General features: G+C 63.4%; 20 protein-coding genes, 2 tRNA genes and 1 pseudogene. 8 read left to right on the forward strand and 15 right to left on the reverse strand.

The annotated features are described in order from the left end of the window. Positions 1-136: 136 nt before the first annotated feature. From BLR13_RS37735 to BLR13_RS37745, 3 genes are all read right to left on the reverse strand, one after another. The gene (locus BLR13_RS37735) at positions 137-1,543 is read right to left on the reverse strand and encodes a TolC family outer membrane protein (protein WP_074829488.1); all 1,407 of its coding nucleotides are present in this window, start codon (positions 1,541-1,543) and stop codon (positions 137-139) included. 249 nt (positions 1,544-1,792) lie between these two features. Continuing rightward, positions 1,793-2,458 (reverse strand): protein-L-isoaspartate O-methyltransferase family protein, encoded by a 666-nt coding sequence (locus BLR13_RS37740; RefSeq protein ID WP_074829486.1) that lies wholly within the window; start codon positions 2,456-2,458, stop codon positions 1,793-1,795. Positions 2,459-2,715: 257 nt separating this feature from the next. After that, positions 2,716-2,790, reverse strand: a tRNA-Asn gene (locus BLR13_RS37745). 271 nt (positions 2,791-3,061) lie between these two features. Between BLR13_RS37745 and BLR13_RS37750 the strand changes: the two genes are divergently transcribed. Further along, positions 3,062-3,241 (forward strand): hypothetical protein, encoded by a 180-nt coding sequence (locus BLR13_RS37750; RefSeq protein WP_074829485.1) that lies wholly within the window; start codon positions 3,062-3,064, stop codon positions 3,239-3,241. A gap of 219 nt (positions 3,242-3,460) precedes the next feature. Here the strand turns inward: BLR13_RS37750 and BLR13_RS37755 are convergent, their stop codons facing one another. Together BLR13_RS37755 and BLR13_RS37760 are read right to left on the reverse strand one after the other, a co-directional pair. Beyond that, entirely contained in the window at positions 3,461-3,829 is a 369-nt protein-coding gene (locus BLR13_RS37755) for a hypothetical protein (RefSeq protein WP_074832274.1), read from the reverse strand. A gap of 180 nt (positions 3,830-4,009) precedes the next feature. Further along, positions 4,010-4,264 (reverse strand): hypothetical protein, encoded by a 255-nt coding sequence (locus BLR13_RS37760; protein ID WP_074829482.1) that lies wholly within the window; start codon positions 4,262-4,264, stop codon positions 4,010-4,012. A gap of 262 nt (positions 4,265-4,526) precedes the next feature. Here BLR13_RS37760 and BLR13_RS37765 point away from each other — a divergent pair, with 262 nt between their 5' ends. Further along, complete coding sequence (locus BLR13_RS37765; protein ID WP_074829479.1) at positions 4,527-4,706, forward strand: hypothetical protein; 180 nt, start codon at positions 4,527-4,529, stop codon at positions 4,704-4,706. Positions 4,707-4,760: 54 nt separating this feature from the next. Then, a tRNA-Cys gene (locus BLR13_RS37770) sits at positions 4,761-4,834 on the forward strand. A 59-nt stretch (positions 4,835-4,893) separates the two neighbouring features. Here BLR13_RS37770 and BLR13_RS37775 read toward each other — a convergent pair. From BLR13_RS37775 to BLR13_RS37805, 7 genes are all read right to left on the reverse strand, one after another. Next, positions 4,894-5,856: a glycosyltransferase family 2 protein gene (locus BLR13_RS37775; protein WP_157793763.1), complete on the reverse strand. Its 963-nt coding sequence runs from the start codon at positions 5,854-5,856 to the stop codon at positions 4,894-4,896. Between the two features lie 211 nt (positions 5,857-6,067). Beyond that, the gene (locus BLR13_RS37780; RefSeq protein WP_074829469.1) at positions 6,068-6,448 is read right to left on the reverse strand and encodes a dTDP-4-dehydrorhamnose 3,5-epimerase family protein; all 381 of its coding nucleotides are present in this window, start codon (positions 6,446-6,448) and stop codon (positions 6,068-6,070) included. Positions 6,449-6,558: 110 nt separating this feature from the next. Next, entirely contained in the window at positions 6,559-7,347 is a 789-nt protein-coding gene (locus tag BLR13_RS37785; protein ID WP_074829467.1) for a tRNA-uridine aminocarboxypropyltransferase, read from the reverse strand. 34 nt (positions 7,348-7,381) lie between these two features. Then, positions 7,382-10,489: an efflux RND transporter permease subunit gene (locus tag BLR13_RS37790; RefSeq protein ID WP_074829464.1), complete on the reverse strand. Its 3,108-nt coding sequence runs from the start codon at positions 10,487-10,489 to the stop codon at positions 7,382-7,384. Continuing rightward, positions 10,489-13,617 carry an efflux RND transporter permease subunit gene (locus tag BLR13_RS37795; protein ID WP_074829463.1) on the reverse strand — a complete coding sequence of 1,043 codons (3,129 nt, stop codon included), beginning with the start codon at positions 13,615-13,617 and terminating at the stop codon, positions 10,489-10,491. The genes BLR13_RS37790 and BLR13_RS37795 overlap by 1 nt, the downstream gene beginning before the upstream one ends. Positions 13,618-13,686: 69 nt before the next feature. Continuing rightward, complete coding sequence (locus BLR13_RS37800; protein WP_074829461.1) at positions 13,687-15,117, reverse strand: efflux RND transporter periplasmic adaptor subunit; 1,431 nt, start codon at positions 15,115-15,117, stop codon at positions 13,687-13,689. Then, positions 15,107-16,510: an efflux transporter outer membrane subunit gene (locus BLR13_RS37805; protein ID WP_074829459.1), complete on the reverse strand. Its 1,404-nt coding sequence runs from the start codon at positions 16,508-16,510 to the stop codon at positions 15,107-15,109. Before BLR13_RS37805 ends, BLR13_RS37800 begins: the two co-directional genes overlap by 11 nt. A 570-nt stretch (positions 16,511-17,080) precedes the next feature. Here BLR13_RS37805 and BLR13_RS37810 point away from each other — a divergent pair. From BLR13_RS37810 to BLR13_RS37830, 5 genes and pseudogenes are all read left to right on the forward strand, one after another. After that, a complete protein-coding gene (locus BLR13_RS37810) occupies positions 17,081-17,485 on the forward strand; it encodes a DUF2177 family protein (protein WP_074829456.1) in 405 nt (134 codons plus the stop codon). A 154-nt stretch (positions 17,486-17,639) separates the two neighbouring features. Then, a pseudogene (locus BLR13_RS37815) lies at positions 17,640-18,820 on the forward strand (NAD(P)/FAD-dependent oxidoreductase). A gap of 2 nt (positions 18,821-18,822) precedes the next feature. Next, on the forward strand, positions 18,823-19,689 hold the full coding sequence (locus BLR13_RS37820) for a DUF1365 domain-containing protein (protein WP_244525022.1): 867 nt from the start codon (positions 18,823-18,825) through the stop codon (positions 19,687-19,689). Between the two features lie 30 nt (positions 19,690-19,719). Then, the gene (locus BLR13_RS37825; RefSeq protein ID WP_433994250.1) at positions 19,720-20,970 is read left to right on the forward strand and encodes a class I SAM-dependent methyltransferase; all 1,251 of its coding nucleotides are present in this window, start codon (positions 19,720-19,722) and stop codon (positions 20,968-20,970) included. Between the two features lie 90 nt (positions 20,971-21,060). After that, the gene (locus BLR13_RS37830; protein WP_074832269.1) at positions 21,061-22,101 is read left to right on the forward strand and encodes a cysteine synthase A; all 1,041 of its coding nucleotides are present in this window, start codon (positions 21,061-21,063) and stop codon (positions 22,099-22,101) included. Between the two features lie 72 nt (positions 22,102-22,173). On the opposite strand, the gene BLR13_RS37835 is transcribed toward BLR13_RS37830, so the two are convergent. From BLR13_RS37835 to BLR13_RS37845, 3 genes are read right to left on the reverse strand one after another with little or no spacing between them, the layout of a single operon-like run. Continuing rightward, positions 22,174-22,917 carry an amino acid ABC transporter ATP-binding protein gene (locus BLR13_RS37835; protein WP_074832266.1) on the reverse strand — a complete coding sequence of 248 codons (744 nt, stop codon included), beginning with the start codon at positions 22,915-22,917 and terminating at the stop codon, positions 22,174-22,176. A gap of 10 nt (positions 22,918-22,927) precedes the next feature. Beyond that, positions 22,928-24,454 (reverse strand): amino acid ABC transporter permease, encoded by a 1,527-nt coding sequence (locus BLR13_RS37840; RefSeq protein WP_074829451.1) that lies wholly within the window; start codon positions 24,452-24,454, stop codon positions 22,928-22,930. After that, a complete protein-coding gene (locus BLR13_RS37845) occupies positions 24,451-25,659 on the reverse strand; it encodes an amino acid ABC transporter permease (RefSeq protein WP_074829449.1) in 1,209 nt (402 codons plus the stop codon). The genes BLR13_RS37840 and BLR13_RS37845 overlap by 4 nt, the downstream gene beginning before the upstream one ends. Between the last annotated feature and the right edge of the window lie 18 nt (positions 25,660-25,677).

Raw genomic sequence — 25,677 nt, forward strand, 5'->3', positions numbered from 1 at the left:
GGATGCCGCCGGGCGAGAATTCATTCCGCGTGCGCCGTAATGCTACGGGAGTGGTGATGCTGCTGCGAGCGTGAACGCCGCGGCGAGTGTGAACGTCGCAACGAGCGTGAAGCCGCTGCGAGCGCAAACGCTGATATCAGCGACCGTCCGGCGTACGCACGCCGGCCCAGCTATCGCGCACCTGTTGATAATGCACGCTCGGATCGTAAACCGTGGTCGGCAGGTTGAGCACCTGCGGCGACAGCCGTCCCACCGAGTTCAGCACGGCGTAGGATGCAACGACGCGGTCATGCTGTGCCGTGACCAGGGCGACGCGCGCGTTGACCAGCGCCTGCTGCGCGTTCAACACGTCGAGCGTGGTGCGCTGTCCGGCCTTGGCTTCCTCGCGCACGCCGTTCAGCGCGATTTCGGACGCCGTGACTTGCGATTGAGCGGACTGCACCTGCGCCTTGCCGGCAACCAGCTGTCCCCATGCGGTGACAACGTTGGCGCGGGTCGCATCGCGGGTCTGTTCGAGCACCAGGCGCTGCTGCGCCAGCGTTTCCTTGGACTGGCGGATCAGCGAGTATTCCGCGCCGCCCTGATAGATCGGCACCGCAATCTGCGCGGTCGCGGAGGCGCCGAACGAGCGGTACAGCGTCATGGTGGATTCGTAGGTCTGCTGTGCCGCCAGATTCAGCGACACCGTCGGCAACAATGCGCCTTCGTTGACCTTGACCTGGAGATAGCTGACGTCGATGCCGAACATCGCCGCGGTCACGTTCGGGTTCTGCATCAGGCCGGTTTCGACGGCGCTGGGCAGCGTTCCCGGCAGGTAGCGATCGACCGGCGAGCCCGGCGCAAGCGCTTCCGGTTCGTTGCCGATGATGCGGCGGAAGTTCGATTTGGTGGTGACGAGATTGGCGTCCGCGGTCAGGAGCTGGGTCTTGCCGGCGGCGAGCTGGGCCTCCGACTGCGCGACGTCGGTGCGCGTCACTTCGCCGACGTTGAAGCGGTCGCGCGTCTGTTTCAGCGTCTGCTCGAGCACGCGCACGTTGCTCTTCTGCACTTCGACAATGGCGGCGTCGCGCAGATAGTCCATGTAGATCGTGGCCGCCGACAGCAGCACGCTCTGCTCCAGCACCCGCAACGCTTCGCGTGCGCCTGAGACCTGGCTCTCCGCCGCACGGGTCTTATTGGCGGTCTGCTGTCCGTTGAAGAGCGTCTGCTGCACGTTGACGCCGACGCTGCGCGGCGGATTGGCGCCGTGAATCTCGGTGCGCACGATGCTGGTCGCGCTGCCGCCGGCGGTAGAGTTGGTGTCGGTATATTGATAGCCGGCGCTCGCGGTGAGTGCGACCTTCGGGCGATAACCCGACAACGCCTGCGGCACGTTTTCATCGGTGAACCGCACCTGCGCGCGCTGTGCGTTGAGCTGCGGATTGTTCTGATAGGCGCGCACCAGTGCCGCCTCGATCGTGTCCGCCAGGGCAGGCACCGGGCCCATACAAGCTAACAGAAGGACCGAAGCCGCGGCTCCAGTGAAAACCTTCACTCCACGCATCCCTGGAAATCCATTCATTTTCGTTTTCACCGCGCCACCCTCATGAACATGAACACGAACGCGGATCGGCATCGCTTCGGTCGAAGTGAGTCCCAGCTCACCTTATTCCGCAGCTAGGCTGGACGGAACTACCTCGCAAGCGCACACAGACGAAACTCTTAACGTGGGGCAATCCGGCCACACTTCTGATTCAGAACGGGATTTTAACGGCGTTCACGGTAGCCGGGGCCGCAAAGCGTGCCGAAAAGGCTAGAAAACGAAGGCGGGAACCCGTTCCATGCCCGGCAGTACCGGGGCGTAGGCGTCGAACAGTGCCCGGTGCCCGAAATCCCCGTGGGAACGGGTTACCAGCGTAGCCATCGGCGGCTGCGACGTCGCGAAAACGCCGACCAGCCGGCCGCCGTCCTGCAATTGCCCGTAGAGCCGCTCCGGGACGATTTCGGTGGCGCCGTTGAGCAGGATGACGTCGTAGGGCGCGTTCGCCGGGTCCCCGTCAGCGGCAGCCGCCGTCCGGACCGCGACATTCCCACAGCCATTCTGGGCGAGGATGGCCGTAGCCTTCGCCGCCAGCGCCGAATCGCTCTCGGTCGCGGTCACCTGCCCGGCAAATTGCGCGACCACGGCGGCGGCGTATCCGGTCGCGCAGCCCACCACCAGCACGCGGTCGGTCCCCTTGATTTCGGCCGCCTGCAGCATCTTTGCCAGCACCACCGGCTTGATCAGGAACCGCTTGATCTCGCCGCTCTCGCTGACATCGAGATCGAGGTCGAGATAGGCCAGCGCGCGCCTGCTTTCGGGCACGAAGGCCTCGCGTGGCACCGCCAGCATGGCATCGATAATTCTGACATCGGTGACGTCGCTCGGACGCACCTGACCATCGACCATTTTCTGGCGCGCGGCCGAAATACCGGACATAGGCTGAGACCCTGAAAGCATGCGGCGTTGCCGCAAGAGAGTTGGAACCGAGAGCTAAAGCCGGGTCATCTTTGGTACAAGCTCCGGTAAAACGCAACACGCCGGTTAGGCGTGCGGAGGGCGAGGTCCGCCAGGCCGAATGCCCGATTGAATGATGCGGCGGAACGGCGACGCGAACAGCCCCGGCGGAGCCACGCTCGGGATGCGCCGAATGATTGGGGCCGGATCATCGCGGAATTTCAGGCATCGGAATTTGCTGGCTCCCCGGGCTGGATTCGAACCAGCGACCATTCGATTAACAGTCGAATGCTCTACCGCTGAGCTACCGAGGAACAGGCGAAACAATCGTTCGCGAGCGGGGAGCGTATAACAAAGCATTTCGGGCTTGCAAAGGACCAAATGGCCGTTGCGGACCCGGTAGCGTGCGGAAGCGCAAAGCTGCTGTGCCGCAAGGGTTTGCAGCCGGTTTTTCGCCCGCACTGGACATAACCTGTAACGTATCCGCGCAATGCGGCCATCCCGGCACGTCATGGGCTGGCCGCCAAATCGACTCAATCCGGCCAGAGCTTCCGAGGATTGCCGGGATTCACGGGAGTTGATTCCATGCCATTCATTGCAACCGACCTGATACCCGCGGTGCCTTCGATTATCCCGAGCGACAGTCCAGCTCTGAGCGACGACGAGTGCCTGCTTCGGCTGGCGCGGGCCGTTGAAGACCATGATTCGGAAGATCTGGACGAGGTTGCGCGGCTGATCGGCCGGCTGATCGTGACCATCGAATAGGCAATAGTCGGCACGCAACGAAGCCGACCGCCCTTCCCGCCTGCCTTGCTGCCGCGGAAGCCGCTGGCCGCGCGTATCGCACATTCGGGTGCGACACTCGCTCCCGTTCAACGCGCGGCATTCCGGCGATCGTGATGCCGTCGTGATTGCCGAGACCGCTCACGGCATCGCCGTGAGCGTTGCTCGTCGTCATCGCCGCCCATTGCGCGAATGGAGAGGTTACTCGGCCAGGAACGAGGTCGTCTTGGTCGAGGAATCATAGCGCAATCTCAGCACGTTGAACTTGCAGAGATTGACGTTCTTCCAGAGCACCGACTCGTTGTAGTTGGCCCAGTCCACCTTGACGTTCCAGACGCAACCCTCGTCGTCCTCATCGAACTCGACGTAGGCGGTGTCCTGGTTGTTCAAGGTTTTTTCGAGCTCGTTATCCCACTCGTCGAGGCCGTCGTCGGGGCCGTTGAAGCCCAGAAACTTGATGGCATAACCGGTCTCGTTGACAACCGAGACATTGCGGCTGTCGGCTGCAATGGCGTTTCCGGTGGCAAAAGAGAGTCCCAATACGATCAACGCAGAAAAAATAAGTTTCATCTCAAACCTTCCAATCGTTCGCATCCGGCAAGGTCAATCTAAACGGATTTCGCAGTCCCAGGGAAATCTATCATTTGATCGCTGCCGGTCTGTGACCATTTTTGAAAAGAATGCTTTCAGATCGCGACGGAGGTTGTCGCGCCTGTCGCCACACCGATCGCCGTTCGGAATTTTCCCGCCTTACTGCTCGAACACCGCCGCGCAGGCCGGGCTCAAGCTCGCCTTCTGCCGCCGCAGGCATGCGGTGATCGCCCGGGCATTGGGGATCTCGCCGGCGCAGAGCCGGTAGACGTCGGGGGTGCAGGCCTTGCGCTGCTCGGGCGTGCCTTGCGCGGAAGCGGATCCAGTTGCCAGCAGCGTCAGCAGGAATCCGAGCAGCGACGCCCGGCGGGCGCGACCGAGCGGTGCCGCACTTCGTGCAAACCTTGCTTTCATGACCGCGTCTCCCTGGTCTGACCTCGCCTTGCTCCGCCTTGACAAGGCAGGCGTCCTCACGGCCAAATACGCGGATTAAATTTCAAAGAATGTGATTTTTCTCACAATTGACCCTGCACAAGCGGGGATAGCGTCCCCTGCGGGGAAACTCTTTAGTAACCAAGCTTGCCGCGATCGCGCGTTCATTAAAATGCGAGCGATCCGTTCAATCTGGAAACAAAACCCTTTTGGCATCGTGAGCTCTCGAACGTTGGAGAGCGCGATGAGTGAAGTTGAATTCGACCAGTTGCTGGATGCCGTGCAGACGGCAATTGCGCCCGAACCGGAGGATGATTTCTTGGCCCAGTCCCTGCCCCGTTATCAGCCACCGCGCGCCGCCAACGACAACCGGGCTCCCTGGCCGCTGGTTCCGTTTCCTGAAGGCTGGTACGCCGCCTGCTGACAAGACGCCGGGATTGCTTAAATCCCGGGGAGATTGTAGCTAGTCCGCCGATGGGGCCACGTGGCGGAGTGGTTACGCAACGGTCTGCAAAACCGTGTACACCGGTTCAATTCCGGTCGTGGCCTCCATCCATAAAATCAACAGCTTAGCCTGATTGCGTGAGAGATCGCGGGAACTGTCGCCGCGGTTATTCCGCGCCGGTGATCGTTCGATGCTTTCGAACCAGCCCGCCGCGGCGTCCATAAACGATGGCGTTCGGCAGTGTCAGCGGATGAATTCCCGCCCGGATGAGAAGCCAATAAAACGGCCTTAGCAACAGCCGACGCAGCAACCTTAGCTGCGGATACCGCTCGTTCCGAAACCAATCCATCGCTTCGTTCACCGCCGCCTCCCCCAGGATTCGCTCCCGATATCTCGGATCCTCGCGAAGCAATCTGGTGACAAGATCGTGCTCCGGGCTGGTCGTGCGGGCATAGCTGCCGGGCCGCGGCCCGGCGGGCAGGACGATGACCGTAACAGCGGGCACGAATCGCAACACCGCCCGCGAGCGCCATGCTCGAAACAGCCAGTCCATCGACGGTGTCACGTGCAGCCGGTCGGGCGATTGCCACGGCCCGACGCGATCGGCCAGACCTCGCCGAAACACCCACGACGAGGCGAGGCAGGTGGCAAAGGGAGAATAGCTCGAAGCGGTCTGGGGTACGCCGATCAGAGCGAATGAGAACGGAAGGCCGCCATCCGCAACGGCTTTGGGGCGGGCGACGGCGCACGGCACCCAGACGAGGTCGGCGCCGCTTCGCTCCAGCTCAGCCACGCAGGTGGCGAGATGATCGGAAAGATAGATGTCGTCGTGGTTCAGGAACGCGACATATCTTCCGCGCGACAGGGCCACGCCGTGATTGTTGGGACCGGACTGGTCGCCAGTGCGTTCAGGCAAATTGACAAAGCGAATCCGCGGGTCGCCGAAGGATGCAACGCATTCAGCGGTATCGTCGGTGCAAGCATCGCCGACTACGATGAGCTCCCAATCGCCGAACGACGAATTGCAGACGCTCTGCACGGCGTGCCGCAGCGTGTGGGCTCTGTTGTAGGTTGCTATGACGACGGAAACCGCCGGCGGCGCAGCCGATATGGCGGGGTCATCCAGCACGGTGCGCAACTCGCCCTGGGCCGCGCATCAGGATTTCCCTTCCCTCAGGCAATAGCAGACATCGTCTCGTAGCTGGCCAGCATATCGGCAAATGAACCCGAATCAGTATCTCTGGGTGAAAGCCGCGCGCTTTCCGCCGGCCATGTCAGCGACGGATCAAGATCATTCCACCGGCAGCCCAGCACATCGAGTTCGGCCTTCCAGTACCCGCTCAAACCAAAGGCGAGAACGGAGTCGTCGAGGAAAAATACGGCGTGGGCGATGCCCGCGGGCACGGGAATGGCGAACCCCCGTCCGCGGCCGACCATTCGAAGCCGATGCTGTTGCCGAATGTCGGCGACGCCCTTCGGATATCCCGGAGTGCAATGAAAACCCGGCCCATCGGCAGGGTATAAAACTCGTCGTAGTCCAGATGGACATGGGCGCCGCGCATCACGCCGGCCCGCGAACTGCAGGCGTTCCATTGCACGGTCTTGAAAGCCCCGGCCCACTCTTCCCGGAAAATCTCGAACAGGCAGCCGCGGTCGTCGGCATTGGCTTTCACCGCGACGGGCGCGCAGCCTTGTATCGGAATCGTCGGCGGGTTTTTCATCGTGGCGGTCGGGACTCGTGAGCGGCCAACAGGTATGCCGCGCGAATATACACTCTGCCCGCACGAGGCAAACATGCGTCCAATGCGCGCCCCGCAGGCGATCGGCGGCCCTATTTGGCGCGGGGTTTTACAGCCTTTTTCGCGCCCTTCTTGACGCCCTTTTTGGCGCCTTTCCTGCCCTTGTAGCCGCGATAATCCTTCTTTTTCGGCTTGGGCGCGAGTTCCGGCATTTCGTCCTGCACTTCCCGGTAGCGCGCCAGCATCCGCTCAAAGCTGGTGTTGAGCGTCTCGGCGATATCCGGCCGCTTCTCCAGCCCCGCCAGCAGCAGGCCGGCGGCCTCGATGGTGGAAAGGCCGTCCTGGCGCGGCTCCTTGCGCAACACGCCGTAGCGCGACGCGCGCTTGGGGCCGAGGATGACCCGCTGGCATTTCAGCATCCAGGCATTGCGCCACCACAGCGCCTTGGCCTGGCTCCAGGTGCCGTCGAGCAGCACGATGCCCTCGATGTCCCCCAGAATGGCGCGCTGGTGCTCCTCCAATTCCCCCTTGCGGTTGATCGCGACGATTTCCTTGTCGGTATCGAGGTCGGCGACCTTGGCCGAGCCGAGATAGAGGATCGCCCAGCGCGAGGGGTCGTGGACGATGCGGCCCAGCGCCTTGGACAGGCTTGGCCAGGACAGGCCGATTTTGACGACCGCATCCGGAAAATGCAGCGCCGCCAGCCGCGCCGTGCCGAGCGCCCTGTCCTGCTCCTGCGGGTGCTGCAGGATCAGGAGCTTGATCTTGTTCTCGATCAGCTCGATGCTCTCACAGATGCACAAAGGCTCCGGCTTGCCGCAATGCGGGCAGTCCGGAATCTCGTCGGGAATGGCGCTGGTCGCGTCTGACTTGTCTGACATCCGCCCGCTATACGCTTCGTGGCCAGTAATTCAACTATTCGGCAGGTGCGGCGACCGGGGCCGGCCGGGACCATCGTTGCCGCAGCCGGTCGATCAGGAGGTAGATCACCGGCGTGGTGTAGAGCGTCAGGATCTGCGAGACGAACAATCCGCCGATGATGGTGATACCGAGCGGCCGGCGCAATTCGGTGCCGGGACCGGTGGCGATCACCAGCGGAATTCCGGCAAACGCGGCCGCCATCGTCGTCATCAGGATCGGCCTGAACCGGACGCTGCAGGCCTCGAAAATCGCCTCGGCCGACGACAGGCCGCGGTGGCGTTCGGCATCGAGCGCGAAGTCGACCATCATGATGCCGTTCTTCTTGACGATGCCGATCAGCAGAATGATGCCGATGAAGGCGATCACGGTGAGCGGCGTATTGGTCACCTGCAGCGCCAGCAGCGCGCCGAGACCCGCGGACGGCAGCGTCGAAATGATGGTGAGCGGATGCGCGAGGCTCTCGTAGAGCACGCCGAGCACGATATACATCGCCACCAGCGCGCCGAGGATCAGCAGAGGCTGCCGCCCGCTGGTCTTGTTGAAATCGCCGGCGTTGCCGTCAAAACTGCCACGGATTCCCTCCGGCATGTGCAATTCGTCGACCGCGCGCTGGATGTTCGAGGTCGCGACTTCCAGCGGCACATCGGGCATCAGGTTGAACGACACCGTGGTCGAGGGAAACGATTGCGAGTGAAATACCGCGAGCGCCGACAGGCCGCGCTGGTAGTCCACCAGCGCCGATAGCGGCACCTGCACGTCGTTGGCGCCGGCGACGTAGATGCGCTCCAGGTTGGACGGATCGGCCTGGAATTTCGGGTCGATCTCCAGCACCACCATGTACTGGTTGCGCTGGGTGTAGACGATCGAAATCTGCCGCTGCGAAAAGGCGTTGTTGAGAGCGTTGTCGATGTCCTGGACGCGAACGCCGAGGCTCGACGCGGTCTTCCGGTCGATCACCAGGTTGAGCTGCAGCCCGCCGGGATCGCGGTCGCTAGAAATGTCGGTGATGCCCTCGACGGTCTCCATCCGCTTGCCCACCAGCGGCGCCCACTTCTGCAACAGGTCGAGGTCGGTGCTCGACAGCGTATATTGATAGTCGGAATCGCTCTGCCGTCCGCCGGCACGAATATCCTGCGCCGCGAACATGAACAGGCGGATGCCGGCGACCCGATAGAGGTTCTTGCGCAGGCGATCGATCACCTGCGCGGTCGACAGGCCCTCCCGCTCCTCCGGCGGTTTCAGGCTGATGAACATGACGCCGCGGTTGGAGCCGCCGCCGCCCGGACCACCGCCGCCGCCGAGCGAGGAGCCGACGCCGGCAACCGCCGGATCGGCCATGACGATGTCGGCCAGTTGCTGCTGCAGGCCGAGCATGGCCTGGAACGAGATGTCGGGAGATGCGCGCGTCGCGCCGATCACGAAGCCAGAGTCGTCGGTCGGGAAATAGCCCTTCGGGGTTTTGATATACAGCACCACCGTCAGCGCGATGGTCGCGAAGAACACGATCAGGGTCAGGAACGGGAAACCGAGCACCACCCGCAACGTCCGCTCGTAGAACGAAACGATCCGCGACAACGTGCCTTCGACGATTCGATCGAACAGGGTCGCGCGACTCGAAGTCGCTTCCTTGATGTAATGCGCGCAGATCATCGGCGTGATCGTCAGCGACACCACGGTCGACACCACGATGGCGAAGGTCAGCGTCAGCGAGAATTCGCGCAACAGCCGGCCAACGATCCCGTCCATGAAGATCAGCGGCGTGAAGGCCGCGATCAGCGACAGGCTGATCGACAGCACGGTAAACCCGATCTGCTTGGCACCCTCCAGCGCCGCCGCGAACGGCGCCATGCCCGCTTCGAGGTTGCGGTACATGTTCTCGATCATGACAATGGCGTCGTCGACCACGAAGCCGATCGAGATCGCCAGCGCCATCAGCGACAGATTGTCGATCGAAAACCCGGCCAGCCACATCCCGGCACAGGTGCCGGCCAGCGCCAGCGGCACCGAGACGCCGGCCGCAATCGTCGGCGTCAGCCGGCGCAGGAAGGCGAATACCACGACCATGACCAGGAAGGCGGTCGCCAGCAGCGTCCACTGCATGTCCTGAACGCTGGCGCGGATGGTGCCGGTACGGTCGACCAGCGTCGAAATCTCGACGCCGCCGGGCAGCCATTCCTTCAGCTCGGGGATCAGCGCCCTCACCCGGTCGACAGTCTCAATGACGTTGGCGTCGCCCTGCTTGGTGATCTGGATCAGCACGGCCGGCTGCTTGTTGAACCAGGCGATCGAGCGGCTGTTGCGCACGGAATCTTCCACTTCCGCCACATCCGAAAGCCGGACGTAATTGCCGCCCGAGCTCTTGACGATGATGTCGCGGAACTCGGCCGCGGCACGCATCTGCTTGTTGATCGACAGCGTCTCGCTCTGGCGGCTGCCGTTGAAGATCCCGACCGGCCCGAGCGGATTGGCATTGATGATGGCGAGGCGAACGTCGTCGGTCGCGATCCCCGCATTCGCCAGTGCTACCGGGTTGAGCGAGATGCGCACCGCGGGTTGATCGGCGCCGCTGACCGTGACTTCGCCGACGCCCGGCACCTGCGAAATGCGTTGCGCGATCACGGTATCGGCCGCATCGTACATCGCGCTTGTGGTCAGCGTCTTCGACGTCAGCGCCAGCACGAATACCGGCGCCGCCGCCGGGTTGGCCTTGCGGAATTTCGGCAGCGACGGCAGGTCGCTCGGCAGATCAGCCAGCGAGGCGTTGATCGCGGCCTGCACGTCGCGCGCGGCGCGGTCGATGTTGCGCCCGATCGAGAACTGCAACTGGATGCTGGTCGTGCCCAGCGAACTGGTCGAGGTGATCTGGTCGATGCCGGCGATGGTGCCGAGCTTGCGTTCGAGCGGGGCCGCCACCGTCGCCGCCATGATCGAGGGGTCGGCGCCGGGCCGCGTGGCGGACACCCGGATCATCGGAAAATCGACGTTCGGCACGGCCGAGACCGGAAGGAAGTTGTAGGCGACGCCGCCGACCAGAAAGAGCCCGATCGCCAGCAGCGTGGTGCCAACCGGCCGGCGGATGAAGGGCTCCGAGATCGATGCCATCACTGCATCCCCTCGGAAGCACCCGCGATCGGTGGGCCGACCGGTCCAGGCTCCGGCACCGCCTTCTCGATCTTGCGATTGAGCCGGTCGAGCGCCAGGTAGATCACAGGCGTCGTGTAGAGCGTCAGCATCTGGCTCAGCAGCAGGCCGCCGATGATGGAGATGCCGAGCGGAAAGCGCAGCTCGGCGCCGGTACCGCTTTCGACCGCCAGCGGCAGCGCGCCGAACAAGGCGGCCAGCGTCGTCATCATGATCGGGCGAAAGCGCAACAGGCAGGCCTGCACGATCGCCTCGTCCGCCGACATGCCCTGATGACGTTCAGCCTCCAAAGCAAAGTCGATCATCATGATGGCGTTCTTCTTGACGATACCCATCAAGAGGATGATGCCGATCAGGCCGATCACGGAGAGATCCTGTCCGAACAGCATCAGCGCCAGGATGGCGCCGACGCCGGCCGACGGCAGCGTCGAGAGAATGGTGATCGGATGAATGTAGCTCTCATAGAGCACACCGAGCACGATGTAGATGGTGACGATCGCGGCCAGGATCAGCCATGGCTGGCCGGCCAGCGATTTCGAGAATTCGGCGGCGTCGCCGCCGAACACGCCGACGATGCTGCCGGGCATGCCGATCCGGGCTTCGATGGTTTTCACCGCTTCGACCGCGTCACCCAGGGCCTCGCCGGGCGCCAGGTTGAAGCTGAGCGACACGGCGGGAAACTGGGCCTGATGCGAAATCGCCAATGGCGCGGTGGTGCGTGTCAGCTTGGCCACCGCCGAGAGCGGCACCTGGGCGCCCGCCACGCCGGGCAGATAGAGTTTGGACAGGATCGAGGGATCGCGCTGATACATCGGCAGCGCCTCCAGCACCACGCGGTACTGGTTGGCCTGGCCGTAAATGGTCGAAATCTGCCGCTGCGCGAACGCGTCGTTGAGCGTGTCGTTGACGCCCTGGATGCTGACGCCGAGCTGGCCGGCGCGCTGGCGGTCGATGTCGAGCGCGGCGCGCAAGCCGCCATCCTGCGCCTCCGAGGAGACGTCGCGGAACATCGGATCGCGGCGCATCTCGGCGACCAGCTTGTTGGTCCACAACGTCACCTCGGCCGCATCGGTGGCGGTCAGCGTGTACTGATATTGCGAACGGCTCGACTGGGTCGAGATCTGCACGTCCTGTACCGGCTGGAAATAGATCGTCATGCCGGGGATTTGTGCCGTACGCGCCTTCAGCCGGTCGATCACGGCCGAGACGTCGTCGCGGCGCTCGCCACGCGGCTTCAGCGTCATCACCAGACGCCCGACATTGGTGGTCGGATTGACCGAGCCCGCGCCGATCACCGAGACGACGCCGATGACATCAGGATCGGCCTGGATCGCGGTCGCCGCCGCCGTCTGCCGGCTCTGCATTTCGGCAAAGGAGACATCGGCACCGGCTTCGGTCACGACCGTAATCGAGCTCGTGTCCTGCAGTGGCAGAAATCCCTTCGGAGCGATCACATACAGGACCAGCGTCAACGCGATGGTGGCGAAGGTCACTACCATGGTCATGGTGCGGTGCTGCAGCACCACGAGCAACGTGCGATGATAGAACTCAACCATGCGGTCGATGAAGCGACTGACCGCCGCCAGCCCCGGAACCGTCATCTCCTCGCCGGCATGCTTGAGCAGCCGGGAGCACATCATCGGCGTCAGCGTCAGCGACACGATCGCCGACGTCACGACCGCGATCGTCAGCGTCAGCGCGAATTCGCGGAACATGCGTCCGACCAGCCCAGACATGAACAGCAGCGGGATGAACACCGCGATCAGCGACACCGTCAGCGAGATCACGGTAAAGCCGATTTCGCTGGCGCCCTTCAGCGAGGCTTCCATCACGGACTCGCCGTCCTCCATGTGGCGGACGATGTTCTCGATCATCACGATGGCGTCGTCGACCACGAAGCCGGTGCCGATCGTCAGCGCCATCAGCGACAGGTTGTCGAGGCTGAAGCCCGAGAAATACATGATGCCGAAGCTCGTGATCAGCGACAGCGGCAACGCCACGCCCGCGATCAAGGTCGCCCGCAGCGAACGCAGGAACAACAGCACCACCAGCGTCACCAGCACCACGCTCAGGATCAGCGTGAACTGCACGTCGTGCACGGAGGCGCGAATGGTGACGGTACGGTCAGAGACCACGGTCAGGTTGACGCCGGCCGGGATCGCCCGCTGCACCTTGGGAATTTCGGCGCGGATTTGCTGGACCACGTCGATCACATTGGCGCCGGGCTGGCGCTGGATATCGATGATGACGGCCGGTGTGCCCTGATACCAGCCACCGGTACGGTCGTTCTCCAGCCCGTCGATGATGATGGCGACATCGCCGATGGTGACCGGCGAACCGTTGCGATAGGCGATGATGATGGGCTTGTAGGCTTCGGCCGCCGCGATCTGGTCGTTGGCGGCGATGGTGTAGGCCTGCTGTGCGCCGTCGAGCGATCCCTTCGGCCCGGAGACGTTGGCGCCGGCAATGGCGCTGCGCAGGTCTTCCATCGCAATGCCGTAGGAGGCGAGCCGCGCCAGATCGGCCTGCACCCGCACCGCGGGCTTCAACCCGCCGAGGATGGCGACGCGGCCGACGCCGGAAATCTGGCTGAGCCGCTGGCCCAGAATCGTATCGGCGATATCGCTCATGGCGCGCAGCGAAATCGTGTCCGAGGTCAGCGCCAGCGTCAGCACCGGGGCGTCGGCCGGGTTGACCTTGGCGTAGGTCGGCGGATACGGCAGCGTCTTCGGCAGGATGCCGGCAGCGGCGTTGATCGCGGCCTGGACGTCCTGGGTGGCGCCGTCGATGTCGCGGTTGAGATCGAACTGCAGCGAAATCTGGCTGACGCCGAACGAGCTGGTCGACTGCATCGAGGACAGCGACGGAATTTGCCCGAGCTGGCGCTCCAGCGGCGCGGTGATCAGCGAGGCGATCACGTCGGGGCTGGCGCCCGGCAGTTGCGTGGTCACTTGAACGGTCGGGAAATCGACCTGCGGCAGCGCCGACACCGGCAACGCCCAGTAGCCGAGCGCGCCGCCGATCAACAGCGCGATCCCCAACAATGAGGTCGCGATCGGCCGGCGGATGAATGGTTCGGAGACGCTCATGGTGGCGTGCTGCTCATGGTTGCGTACTCAGGCGCGCGAAGTCGGATATTCAGGCAATAGAACTCTCGGTCATGGCTGCGACTTCGCGGCGCCGCCTGACTGTTCGTTCCCCGATGCTGGTCCCTTCTGATCGCCCTCGCCGCGCTTGCCCTGCCCGTCTTTCTTCTGTCCGTTCCCGGCGACACCATCCTTGGTTTGAGCATCCTTGGCCTGACCATCCTTTTGGCCGCCTTTGGCGTCGGGCGTGCGGCTGCGCTTGGCGCGGGGCGCGAGGTCGGCGGTCGGCGCCTGCTCGTCCTTGCCGATCAGCACCTTGGCACCATCGGACAGATTGGCGAATCCCGTCGTCACGACGCGGTCTGACGTGGTGAGCCCGCTCGCGATCACCGCATCGGTCTCGTTCTGCTGCGTCACCACCACAGGTTTGGCGGTCGCGACATTGTCGGGGCCGATCACATAGCTGAACGTGCCGGCAGGTCCGCGCTGCACCGCCGAGGTCGGCACCACGATCGCCTTTTCAAGTGTCTCGACCTTCAGGCGCACATTGACGAACTGTCCGGGCCAGAGCTGGAATTTGCCGTTGGGGAATTCCGCCTTCAGCTTCAGCGTGCCGGTGGTCGGATCGACCTGGTTGTCGATGCCGGTCAGCTTGCCGGTATCGACGACGGTCACGCCGTCATTGCCGAACACATCGACGGCCAGCACGCCCTTGGCCGAAGCCGCGTTGACCCGCACGATCTGCTGCTGGGGCAGACTGAACTGCACCGCGATCGGCTGCAACTGGGTGATGATCACGAGCCCGGTCAGATCGGCGGCGTGGATGATATTGCCCTGGTCGACCTGGCGCAGGCCGGCGCGCCCCGACAGCGGCGCAATGATCTTGGTGTAGCCGAGCGTCGCCTGCGCGTTGTCGATCACGGCCTGGTCGGCGTTCACAAGCGCTTCCTGCTGGGCGACCACGGCGCGCTGGGTATCGGCCTGCTGCTTCGAACCGGCATTGGATGCGGCCAGTTGCTGGTAACGGGCAAGATCGATGCGCTGGTTGGCGAGCAGTGCTTCATCCTGCGCTTTCTTGGCGACGGCCTGATCGTACTGCGCCTTGTAGATGACGGGATCGATCTCGCCGAGCACGTCGCCCTTCTTGACGTCCTGGCCCTCGGTGAAATTCACCGCGATCAATTTGCCGTCGACCTGCGCGCGCACGATGACATTGTTCAGGGCACGAACCGAGCCGACGCCGTCGAGATACACCGGGACGTCCTGCGTGCGCGGCGTCGCCGCCAGCACCGGCACCGGCAGGTCGTTACGTGCGCCGGCGGCGCCGCGATTGCCGCCACCCGCCTTCGGCTGAAACGCGTACCAGCCTATGTAAGCGAGACCGCCGAGGATCACGAGCAGCACGGTCAGCGACACCATGCGCCTGAGGATCCGCGAGACCAGGCTCGGCTTGCGCCCGTCCACGGTCTTCGCGTTGTCCTTCTTGTCCGGCTTAAAGAGCATTGACCGGCCTCTCCATCCTCGGCTCCCAGCCGCCCCCCAGCGCCTGATACAGGCTGACGATTGCGAGCAGCCGGGCCAGTTGGGCCTGCCACAGCGAATCTTCCGCCTGGAATAAACTCAATTGCGTATTTAGCACAGTTACGATGTCGGCGGTTCCGGCCCGCAACTGCTGTTCGGACAATTGGAAGGCCCTCCGTGTGGCCGCCACCACTTCGCGCTGCAGCCGCAGCTTCTCGGTGGTCTGGCGGATCGCGTACAACGCGGTGTCAGTGTCGGCAAACGCCTGCACCACCGTCTTGCGATAGGTCTGCAGCAACTCGTCCTGCTTGGCCTTGGTGTATTCGAAATTGCCGAGGATCTTGCCGCCGTCGAAGATCGGCTGGGTCAGGCCGCCGACCAGGCTGAAGAACGCGGCATGCGGTTGGAACAGCGACACCAGCGCCGAGCTCTGATAGCCGCCCTGCCCAGTCAACTGAATGCTCGGAAAGAACTGCGCGCGGGCGTTGCCGACATTGGCCGTCGCGGAAGCCAACTGCGCTTCCTGGCGTCTGATATCGGGACGTTGCGTCAGCAATTCCGACGGCAGACCCGGCGTCACCCGCGGCGAGGCGATCTGATTGAGCGAACCGCCGATGACACGCACGGCTTCCGGCGGCCGTGCCACCAGTATCGCCAGCGCATTGACGTTCTGGTCGAGCGTTTGCTTCAATGGCGGCACCGACGCGCGCTGGTTAGCGAGAACGCCCTCCTGCTGGGCAACGTCGAGGTCGGTGCCGGTGCCGGCCTTAAACCGCTGCTTGATGGCCTCGAGGATGCGCGTGGCGCTCGCGATGTTTTGTTGCGCGGTGCGAATCCGATCCTGTGAAGTCAGCACCTGGAAATAGGCGTTGGCGACGGTGGTCAGCGTGGTCAGCGCCACCACGTCGCGGTCGAAACGGTTGGCGACGGCGGTCTCTTCCGCGGCCTGGGCGGCGTCGCGATTCTTGCCCCAGAAATCGAGCTCGTAACTGGCGCTGAGCGAGGCCGAGTAATTGACAACCTCGCGGCCACCATTGGTCAGGCCGCTGGCGCTCGAGCCCGAGGTGCGCGAATAGGCTTCCTGGCCGTTGCCGCTCAGGCTCGGCAACAGCGGCGCGCCGGCGATCCGGGCCTGCGCATCGGCCTGCATGAAGCGCGCAGTGGCGGCGGCGATGTCGAGATTGACGGTCTGCGCCTCTTCCATCAACTGGGTCAGTTCAGCCGACCGAAAGCCGCGCCACCAATCGAGCGTCGGTGGCGCATCCGTCGCCGTCGCCAGTCGCGCCGCCTTGTAACCCTGGGGAACTTCCAGCGCCGGATCGGGCAGATCCTGGGTCAGGACGCAGCCGGCGGAACTGCCAACCAGACACACCATCGCGAGCGATCGCGCCAGCCTTGCGGGACCAGAGCTTGCCGGACCTGACAGGCGGGCCACCCGGTCAGCGGCGAAAAGGCGGAAGACGGTCACGTCCGCACCCCGACGCGCGCAGAATCCCGTCGCGGTGCGCGCGCAACGCCGGGATGTGGGAACTGCGAACTATTCACGGGGTGATGCTTCCGTTGGACCGAACCGTCACTGTACCCCGTGGAACTGGGAGCGGACAGTCCCGCGCCGGTTTCCACCCTTCGCGCATGGAGCTCGATTATGGCCGAAGGGAATGCGACTTCCCCTTGTATTGCAGGCGTTATTGCGATTTTTGCAGCTCCGGACGTATGTGATTCTTACAAAGATTTCATGGGGATTTCTCCGCCCTGATGCGCCGAATCCACAGACTGCGTACGATCGTTCATCCATTCCGGTTCCACGCGAAGATTGACGCGGCAACCTGACGGATCGATCCGCCACGGCGATCCGTGATCCAAGCGAGCGGTTTCGACGTTAATGCCAGGAGAGTCGTCAGCGGCATCGTTTGCTGACAGTGTTGATCCAAGCAGCGAGCACGCCATGATGGTCTATGTCTATGCCTATTTGTCGACCCTCGCTGTGTTCCTGCCCTGCGACATGGTCTGGCTTGGGACGATGGCGAGCCGCTTGTACCGCCCGACACTCGGCAACATCCTGCTCAGCGATGCCAATCTGCCGGCGGCCGCGGCGTTCTACGGCATCTATCCGGTTGGGTTGGTCTTCTTCGCCGTCGTTCCGGCGCTGAAATCCGGAAGCCTCGGCCGGGCGACGCTGAGCGGCGCCCTGTTCGGCTTCTTCACCTACATGACCTACGACCTCACCAACCAGGCGACGCTGAAAAACTGGACCACCCAACTCACCCTGGTCGATATCGGCTGGGGGACCCTGCTCGGCGCGATCGCCGCAACCGGTGCTTTCTGGGTGACCTCGAAGATTACCGCCTGACGGCCGGCTCACGCAGCCCCGCGACATCCGAATCAGCGGCTTCAGCAGACGGCCGATCATGCCGTGCAGCCTCGACGTGAAACTCCAGATCGACCTCGTCCGTACCGTATGTCGGGATCCGTCTCTGGCGGCGGAGCCTGGATGAGGGGTTTAAATGCGCGTCGCGGTGATCGGGACGGGAATCGCCGGCAATGCCGCGGCCTGGAGTCTCTCGAAACGTTATCCGGTCACGGTCTATGACCGGGAAAGGCGGGTCGGCGGGCACAGCCACACCGTGACCATCGACTATGACGGCACGCCGCTCACCGTCGACATCGGGTTCATCGTTTACAACGAACTGAACTATCCGGACCTGACGGCGCTGTTCGCCCATCTTGACGTCGAAACCGTGGAAAGCTGCATGAGCTTCGCGGTGACCGCGGATACCGGCCGGTTCGAATGGAAAGGCGGCGGCAACAACTGGATTGAGACCGTCCGCGGTCTGTTCGCGCAACGCCGGAATCTGCTGTCTCCGTCCTATCTCTGGATGCTGCGCGACGTCCTGACCTTCAACGAGCAGAGCGCCCGGGATTATGCCGCCGGCAAACTCGCAGGGCTGACGCTCGGCGACTATTTCCGTGTCAACCATTTCGCGCCGCGGCTGCTGCGGACTATCTGGCGCCGATGGGTGCCGCGATCTGGTCGGCGCCGGCGAGCGATATCCTGCAATTCCCGGCCGAAAACTTCGTCGCCTTCTTCGCCAACCATCGCCTGCTGCAATATGACCGCCCGGTCTGGCGCACGGTGAAGGGCGGCAGCCGGCATTATGTCGAGAAACTGACGGCGTCATTCCGTGACCGGATCAGGCTCGGCTGCGCCGTCACCGCGATCGAGCGAACGCCGCGTGGCGTCGTCGTCCACGACAGCCACGGCCACGCCGAGACCTACGACCACGTCGTGGTCGCCTCGCACAGCGACCAGTGGAATTTCCTGCGCTGGCCGCGCCAGGGATCGGTCGATAACGACGTCTCCGTGACCTACTGGATGAACCCGCTGCAGGGCATCGATCCAGACAAGCCCTTGTTCGTCAGCCTCAACCCGCCGATCGAGCCCGATCCGGCGTTGACGTTCGGCAAGTTCATGTTCGAACATCCGCAATACAATGCCGCGGCCTTTGCCGCCCAGAAGCGCCTCGGCGAAATTCAGGGCCGGCGTCATACCTGGTTCTGCGGCGCATGGACCGGATACGGATTCCATGAGGATGGGCTGCGATCCGGGCTTTCCGTCGCAGAGGCGCTGGGCGCGATCGCGCCGTGGCGCGAACTGCCGACGAACCTCGCGGAAGCCGCGGAGTAGCGATGCGAAGGCAGTCCACCAGAACCGGGATGCAGGACGAGGCCGCCGACGCCGCGGCGTCGCTCTATGTCGGCGAGGTCATGCATGCGCGGCTGAAGCCGATGGGCCATCGCTTCAGCTACCGTGTCATGAGCCTGTTGATCGACCTCGACCGCCTCGCGGCGGCGGACCGCCAGTCCGCCTTGTTCGGCGTCAACCGGGCCGCACTCTACAGTTTCCACGAGGCCGACCATGGCGAGCGCGACGGAACGCCGTTGCGCGCCTATGCGCAGCGCTGCGCTGCCGAGCAAGGCATCGATCTCACCGGCGGGCGGGTGTTGCTGCTCTGCTATCCCCGCCTGCTCGGCTACACCTTCAATCCGCTCTCGGTCTACTTTTGCTATCACGCCGATGGCGGACTGGCGCTGATGATCTACGAGGTACGAAATACGCTCGGCGACATCCACGCTTACGTCCTGCCGGTGAAACCGGACCAGCTCAGCGAAGCCGGCGTCAGGCAGCAACATGAAACGCTGTTCTATGTCTCGCCCTTCATCGAGATGGCGATGCGCTACCATTTCCGCGTTTTGCCGCCGGATCAGCGGGTCCAACTGCGTATCCTGGAGACTGACGGCGACGGCCCCCTGCTCGCCGCAACCTTCAATGGACGCCGGCGCGCCCTGAACACGCGACAGTTGCTGCGCGCGTTCGTTGCCTTCCCGCTGGTCACCCTGAAAATCATGACCGCGATCCACTGGGAGGCGCTGCGGCTTTGGCTCAAGGGCGCACGGCTGGTGCCGCGTCAGAACGCCGCCGTCAAGACCGGCTTGTCGGCCGCAAAAAGCAACGATTATACTTCGCCGGCGTTACCCGCCGGCGGCAGGCAGTAAAGCAGGCCGACCATGCCAGGGTCAGGTGTCATGTCGTTCGATCAATCGCCGTTGCCCGAGCCGAGTTCGGTCACATCGGAAACCGTGGACGCCGCATTTCCGGAACTTCCGCGGCTGGTCCGGCTGGCGCTGCGTTTCGGCTCGAAACTGCAACGCGGCACACTCGACGTCACCCTGGCCGACGGCCGCATGGTCCGGCTCGGCGGCCATGCGCCCGGACCTGCCGCCGCCATGACGATCTACGACTACGGCTTCGCATCGCGGCTGGTGCGCAGCGGCGACATCGGGATCGCTGAGGCCTATCTGCGCGGCGAATGGGACACGCCGGACCTGACCCAGTTCCTCTATTTGTTCTGCGTCAACCAGGCCTGGATGCAGACCATGCTGGTCGGAACGCCGCTGACGCGCACCATCCAGTTCTTCCGGCACTGGCTCAACCGCAACACCAGGCGGCAGGCCCGCCGCAACATCTACGCCCATTACGACATCGGCAACGCCTTCTATTCGGCGTGGCTCGACCCCAGCATGACCTATTCCTCGGCGCTGTTCGAGGACAACACGTCGGACCTGACCGCGGCGCAGAACAACAAGTACCGGCGGCTTGCCGAAGCGATCGATCTGCGGCCCGGGCAGAAGCTGCTCGAAATCGGTTGCGGCTGGGGTGGCTTTGCCGAGTATGCGGCCAAGACGTTCGGCATCCGGGTGGTCGGCCTCACCATCAGCAAGGAGCAGCGCGATTTCGCGCAGGCGCGCATCCAGGCGGCCGGCCTCGGCGATCGCGTCGAGATCCGGTTGCAGGACTACCGCGACGAGCGCGACCAGTACGACCGGATCGCGTCGATCGAGATGATCGAGGCGGTCGGCGAGCAATTCTGGCCGAACTACTTCTCACAGTTGCGCGACCGCCTGTTGCCGGGCGGCCTTGCCGGCATTCAGGCCATCACCATCCAGGACAGCCTGTTTCAGACCTATCGCCGCGACGTCGACTTCATCCAGCGCTACGTTTTTCCGGGCGGCATGCTGCCCTCGCCACAGATCCTCAAAAACCTCGGCGAGAAGTTCGGCGTTCCCGTCATCCGCGAACGCATTTTCGGGCAAGATTATGCCAAGACACTTGCAATCTGGCGAAGCAATTTCCGCGCGGCCTGGCCGAACCTGATGCCGTCGGGTTTCGACGATCGCTTCCGGCGGTTGTGGGAGTATTATCTGGCCTATTGCGAGGCCGGATTCCTGTCCGGAAATATCGACGTGCGTCAGGTGGTGTTCGCCAAATCCGGCTGACCGTTGCACCATATCGCTGGCTTGTATGGCCTGCGGCGCTCCTTTAGGGTCGCCCAACGATTGGGCAATGAAACCGGCGAATTCAAAGACATGACCTTCAACAAAGACGTCGTGGCGGCGATCGGCAACACGCCGCTGATCAAACTGAAGCACGCATCCGAAGCCACCGGCTGCACCATCCTCGGCAAGGCCGAATTCATGAATCCCGGCCAGTCGGTCAAGGACCGCGCCGGCAAATGGATGATCCTCGAAGCCGAGAAGCGCGGCGACCTCAAGCCCGGCGGCCTCGTGGTGGAATCGACCGCCGGCAATACCGGCATCGGTCTTGCCGTCGTCGCCAGCGCCCGCGGCTACCGCACCCTGATCGTGATTCCGGAGACGCAGAGCCAGGAAAAGAAGGACATGCTGCGGCTGTGCGGCGCCGAGCTCGTCGAAGCGCCGGCGCTTCCCTTCTCCAACCCGAACAACTATCAGCATCTTGGCAGGCGTCTCGCCGAGCAGCTCCGCAAGACCGAACCGAACGGCGTGCTGTTCGCCGACCAGTGGAACAACCTCGACAATCCCAAGGCGCATTACGACTCGACCGGACCGGAAATCTGGGCGCAGACCAACGGCAAGGTCGACGGCTTCATCTGCTCGGTCGGCACCGGCGGCACGCTCGCCGGTGTCAGCCGGTACCTGAAGGAAAAGAACAAGGACATCGTCACCGCCTGCGCCGATCCGCATGGCTTCGCGATGTACGAACTGTTCAAGCATGGTCAGGTCAAATCGACGCCAGGCGACTCGATCACGGAAGGCATCGGGCTCGGACGCAAGACGTCGGTCATCGAGACCGCGAACGTCGACGACGCGTTCCTGATCTCCGATGAGGAAGCCGTGACCATCATCTATGAGCTGCTGGAGCACGAAGGCCTGTGCCTGGGCGGCTCGACCGGCATCAATATCGCCGGCGCGATCCACCTGGCCAAGCAGCTCGGCCCCGGCAAGACCATCGTCACGATTCTCTGCGACTCCGGCAATCGCTATCAGTCGAAGCTGTTCAACCCGGCGTTCATGCGTTCGAAGAACCTGCCGGTGCCGGCATGGCTGGAAAAGCGCAGCAACATCGAATTGCCGCTCGTGAAGGTCTAGAATCGAATGGCGAGTAGCGAATGGCGAATAGGGAACCTTCTATTCGCTACTCGCCATTCGCTACTCGCTAAATCAATGCCGCAAAATCTGGCTTAAAAACAGCTTGGTCCGCGCGTGCTGCGGGTTGGAGAAGAAGCTCTCCGGCGTATTCGACTCGATGATCTGGCCGGCGTCCATGAAGACGACGCGGTTGGCGACTTCGCGGGCAAATCCCATTTCGTGGGTGACCACCAGCATGGTCATGCCTTCCCTGGCGAGATCGACCATGGTGTCGAGCACTTCCTTGACCATTTCCGGATCCAGCGCCGACGTCGGTTCGTCGAACAGCATCACCTTCGGATTCATCGTCAGCGCGCGCGCGATCGCGACGCGCTGCTGCTGTCCGCCCGACATCTGGCCCGGATATTTGTTGGCCTGATGCGGGATCTTGACCCGCTCCAGGTATTTCATCGCCGCCGCCTCGGCATCCTTCTTCGGGATGTTGCGCACCCAGATCGGCGCCAACGTGCAGTTCTCCAGCACGGTCAGGTGCGGAAACAGGTTGAAGCTCTGGAACACCATGCCGACGTCGCGGCGGACCTCGTCGACCCGCTTCAGGTTCGGCCCGAGTTCGGTACCGTCGACGACGATGTGGCCTTCCTGGAATTCCTCCAGCGCGTTGATGCAGCGAATCAGCGTCGACTTGCCGGAGCCGGACGGCCCGCAGATCACGATGCGCTCGCTCTTGGCGACGTCGAGGTTGATGTCACGCAGGACGTGAAAATCGCCATACCACTTGTTGAGGCCGTTGATGCCGACGATCGAGTCAGTTGCCATGTTCATACACTCAATTGCGGCGATGCGCGTTCAGCCTGTTCTCAACGAACAGCGAGTAACGCGACATGCCAAAACAGAAGACGAAATAGATGATGCCGGTGAAGGCAAAGCCCGTGAACAGCGTCGTCGGCGTCGACCAGACCGGATCGGAGAACGAGGCCCGCAACTGCCCAAGCAGATCGAACAAGGCGACGATCGAGACCAGCGAAGTATCCTTGAACAGCGCGATGAACGAGTTGACGAGGCCCGGTATGACGTGGCGCAGCGCCTGCGGCATCACGATCAGCGCCGTGGTCTTGGCCCAGGACAGCCCGAGTGCACTCGCCGCTTCGCCCTGCCCGCGCGGGATCGCGTTGAGGCCGCCGCGAATGACCTCGGCCTGGTAGGCGCCGGCGAACAGCGCAATGCCGATCAGGGCGCGCATCAGGCCGTCGATGGTGAAGCCGGTCGGAACGAACAGCGGCAGCATGTAGGTGGCGAAGAACAGCACCGTGATCAGCGGCACCCCGCGCCAGAACTCGATGAAGGCGATCGAGAAGATGCGAATGAGCGGAATGCTGGCACGCCGGCCGAGCGCCAGCGCAATGCCGACCGGCATCGAGGCGACGATGCCGACCACCGACACGACCAGCGTAACCAGCAGGCCGCCCCAGAGCCTTGTATCGACCACCGGAAAGCCGCCGCGGTCGAGCCCCATCAGCGCAATCACGATGCCGATCCCGGCGAAGACCCCAAGGCATGTGATCAGCGGCCGCCAGCCCGTGCGCGTGCCGCCCCCCATCCAGAACAGCAGGCCCGACACGATCACGGCGGTGGCCACGAAATCCGCCCATACCGGGCGGCCAAAAGACTGGATCTGATCGCGCAGCCACGTCAGCGGCAGCAACACCCAGGAGATGGCGGTGCTGATCAGCACGATCAACTTGCCGAGGCCCCACAACAGCGGCCCGATCACTGCGGCCCTCTCGCCGGCCGCTGCAAGCTTGCGCCCGCCCTCGCCGATGCTGTCGTTGAATCCCGACAAGACCCCTGCGGTCCAGCTCACGCCCAACCCGCCAAGTCCGCCGCCATACAGCAGGAAGAAAGCGACGACGGGGAACGCGAGGAAAAACAGAATGGCATTCGGACCCTTGGCCGGCAGCCGGGGAATTAGCAGCGGTAGCAACAAGATAATGGCAAGAGTGAAAGTCAGATTGACGCGCCAGCGTTCGGCTTCCGGATAGAAACCGTAAATGAACTGGCTGAATTTGGCCTGCACGAACGGCCAGCAGGCGCCGACCGCATGTCCGACGTTTTCGGCGAGGCAGGCGTTGCGGTCGTTGCCGGTCCAGACCGCATCGACGAGCACGAATTTCAGCGCGGGAACGACGATGAACCACAGCAGCAGCGCGCTCACGATCGTGATCAGGATGTTGGTCGGCGAATTGAACAGCCGCGTGCGCAGGAAGCCGACGAAACCGGTGGTCTTGATCGGCGCCGGGCGCTCGGCGATCAACTTGTCGCTGACGAAGGGCGGTGGGGTGGCGATGTCGGTCATGAGTTGCCCAGGCTCCGGCCCAGCCGCCATCCGTAAAAACTCATCACCGCGCTCGTGATCAGCGAGATCAGCAGATAAACGCCCATGGTGATGCCGATGATTTCAATCGCCTGGCCGGTCTGGCTCAGCGTGGTGCCGGCGAACACCGAGACCAGATCGGGATAGCCGATCGCCACCGCCAGCGACGAGTTCTTGGTCAGGTTGAGATACTGGTTGGTGAGCGGCGGCAGGATCACCCGCAACGCCTGCGGGATCACGATCAGCCGCAGCACCGAGCCGCGCTGCAGCCCGAGCGAGGAGCCGGCTTCCATCTGTCCCTTGTGCACAGAGAGAATGCCGGCACGCACGATCTCGGCGATGAAAGCCGCCGTATAGGTCGACAGCGCCAGCGTGAGTGCGACGAATTCCGGAATGACGCGGGAGCCGCCGGAAAAGTTAAAGCCCTTCAGCACCGGCACTTCGAACACCACAGGCGCACCGAAAATCAGCGCGCTGATGAGCGGCAAACCGACCACAAGGCCCAACGCATAGGGCCAGACCTTGATCACCTTGCCGCTGTCGAACAGCGCCCGGCGGGAATAACGCCATAGCCCGATCGCGGCGACGATGGCGACCAGCAGCGCGATGACAAACGGCTCGAAACCGGGTTCGCCGATCGGTTTTGGAATCACCAGGCCGCGGTTGGAAAGATAGAAGCGGTCGAAGATCGAGATGCTCTGCCGGGGATTGGGCAGTGCCGCGAGCACCGCCAGATACCAGAACAGGATCTGGAACAGCGGCGGCAGATTGCGCACCAGTTCGACATAACCGGCGGAGATTTTCGACAGCAGCCAGTTCGGCGACAGCCGGCCCAGCGCCACGGTGAATCCGATCAGCGTGGCGAAGAAGATGCCGATCCCAGACACCAGCAGCGTATTGAGCAGGCCGACCAGGAACACCCGCGTATAGGTATCCGATCCCGAATAGGAAATCAGGTTCTGACTGACGTCAAAACCCGCCGTGTTTTCAAGGAAGCCAAAGCCCGCGGTGATCCGTTGCGCCTGCAGATTGGCGCGGGCATTGGCGACGATCTCGTACGCGATCCAGGCGAGCACGGCGACGAACAGGAGCTGGATGACGAAGCCGCTCCAGCCTGCCCGGCCGCCAAGCGCCCGCTGCAGCTTCGGCAAGAGCTGCGACGGCGGTTCTCGGGGTTCGATGGCCATCGCCGCAGCCCCCTGCCG

This window comes from Bradyrhizobium ottawaense, assembly GCF_900099825.1.
Lineage (GTDB): Bacteria > Pseudomonadota > Alphaproteobacteria > Rhizobiales > Xanthobacteraceae > Bradyrhizobium > Bradyrhizobium ottawaense_A.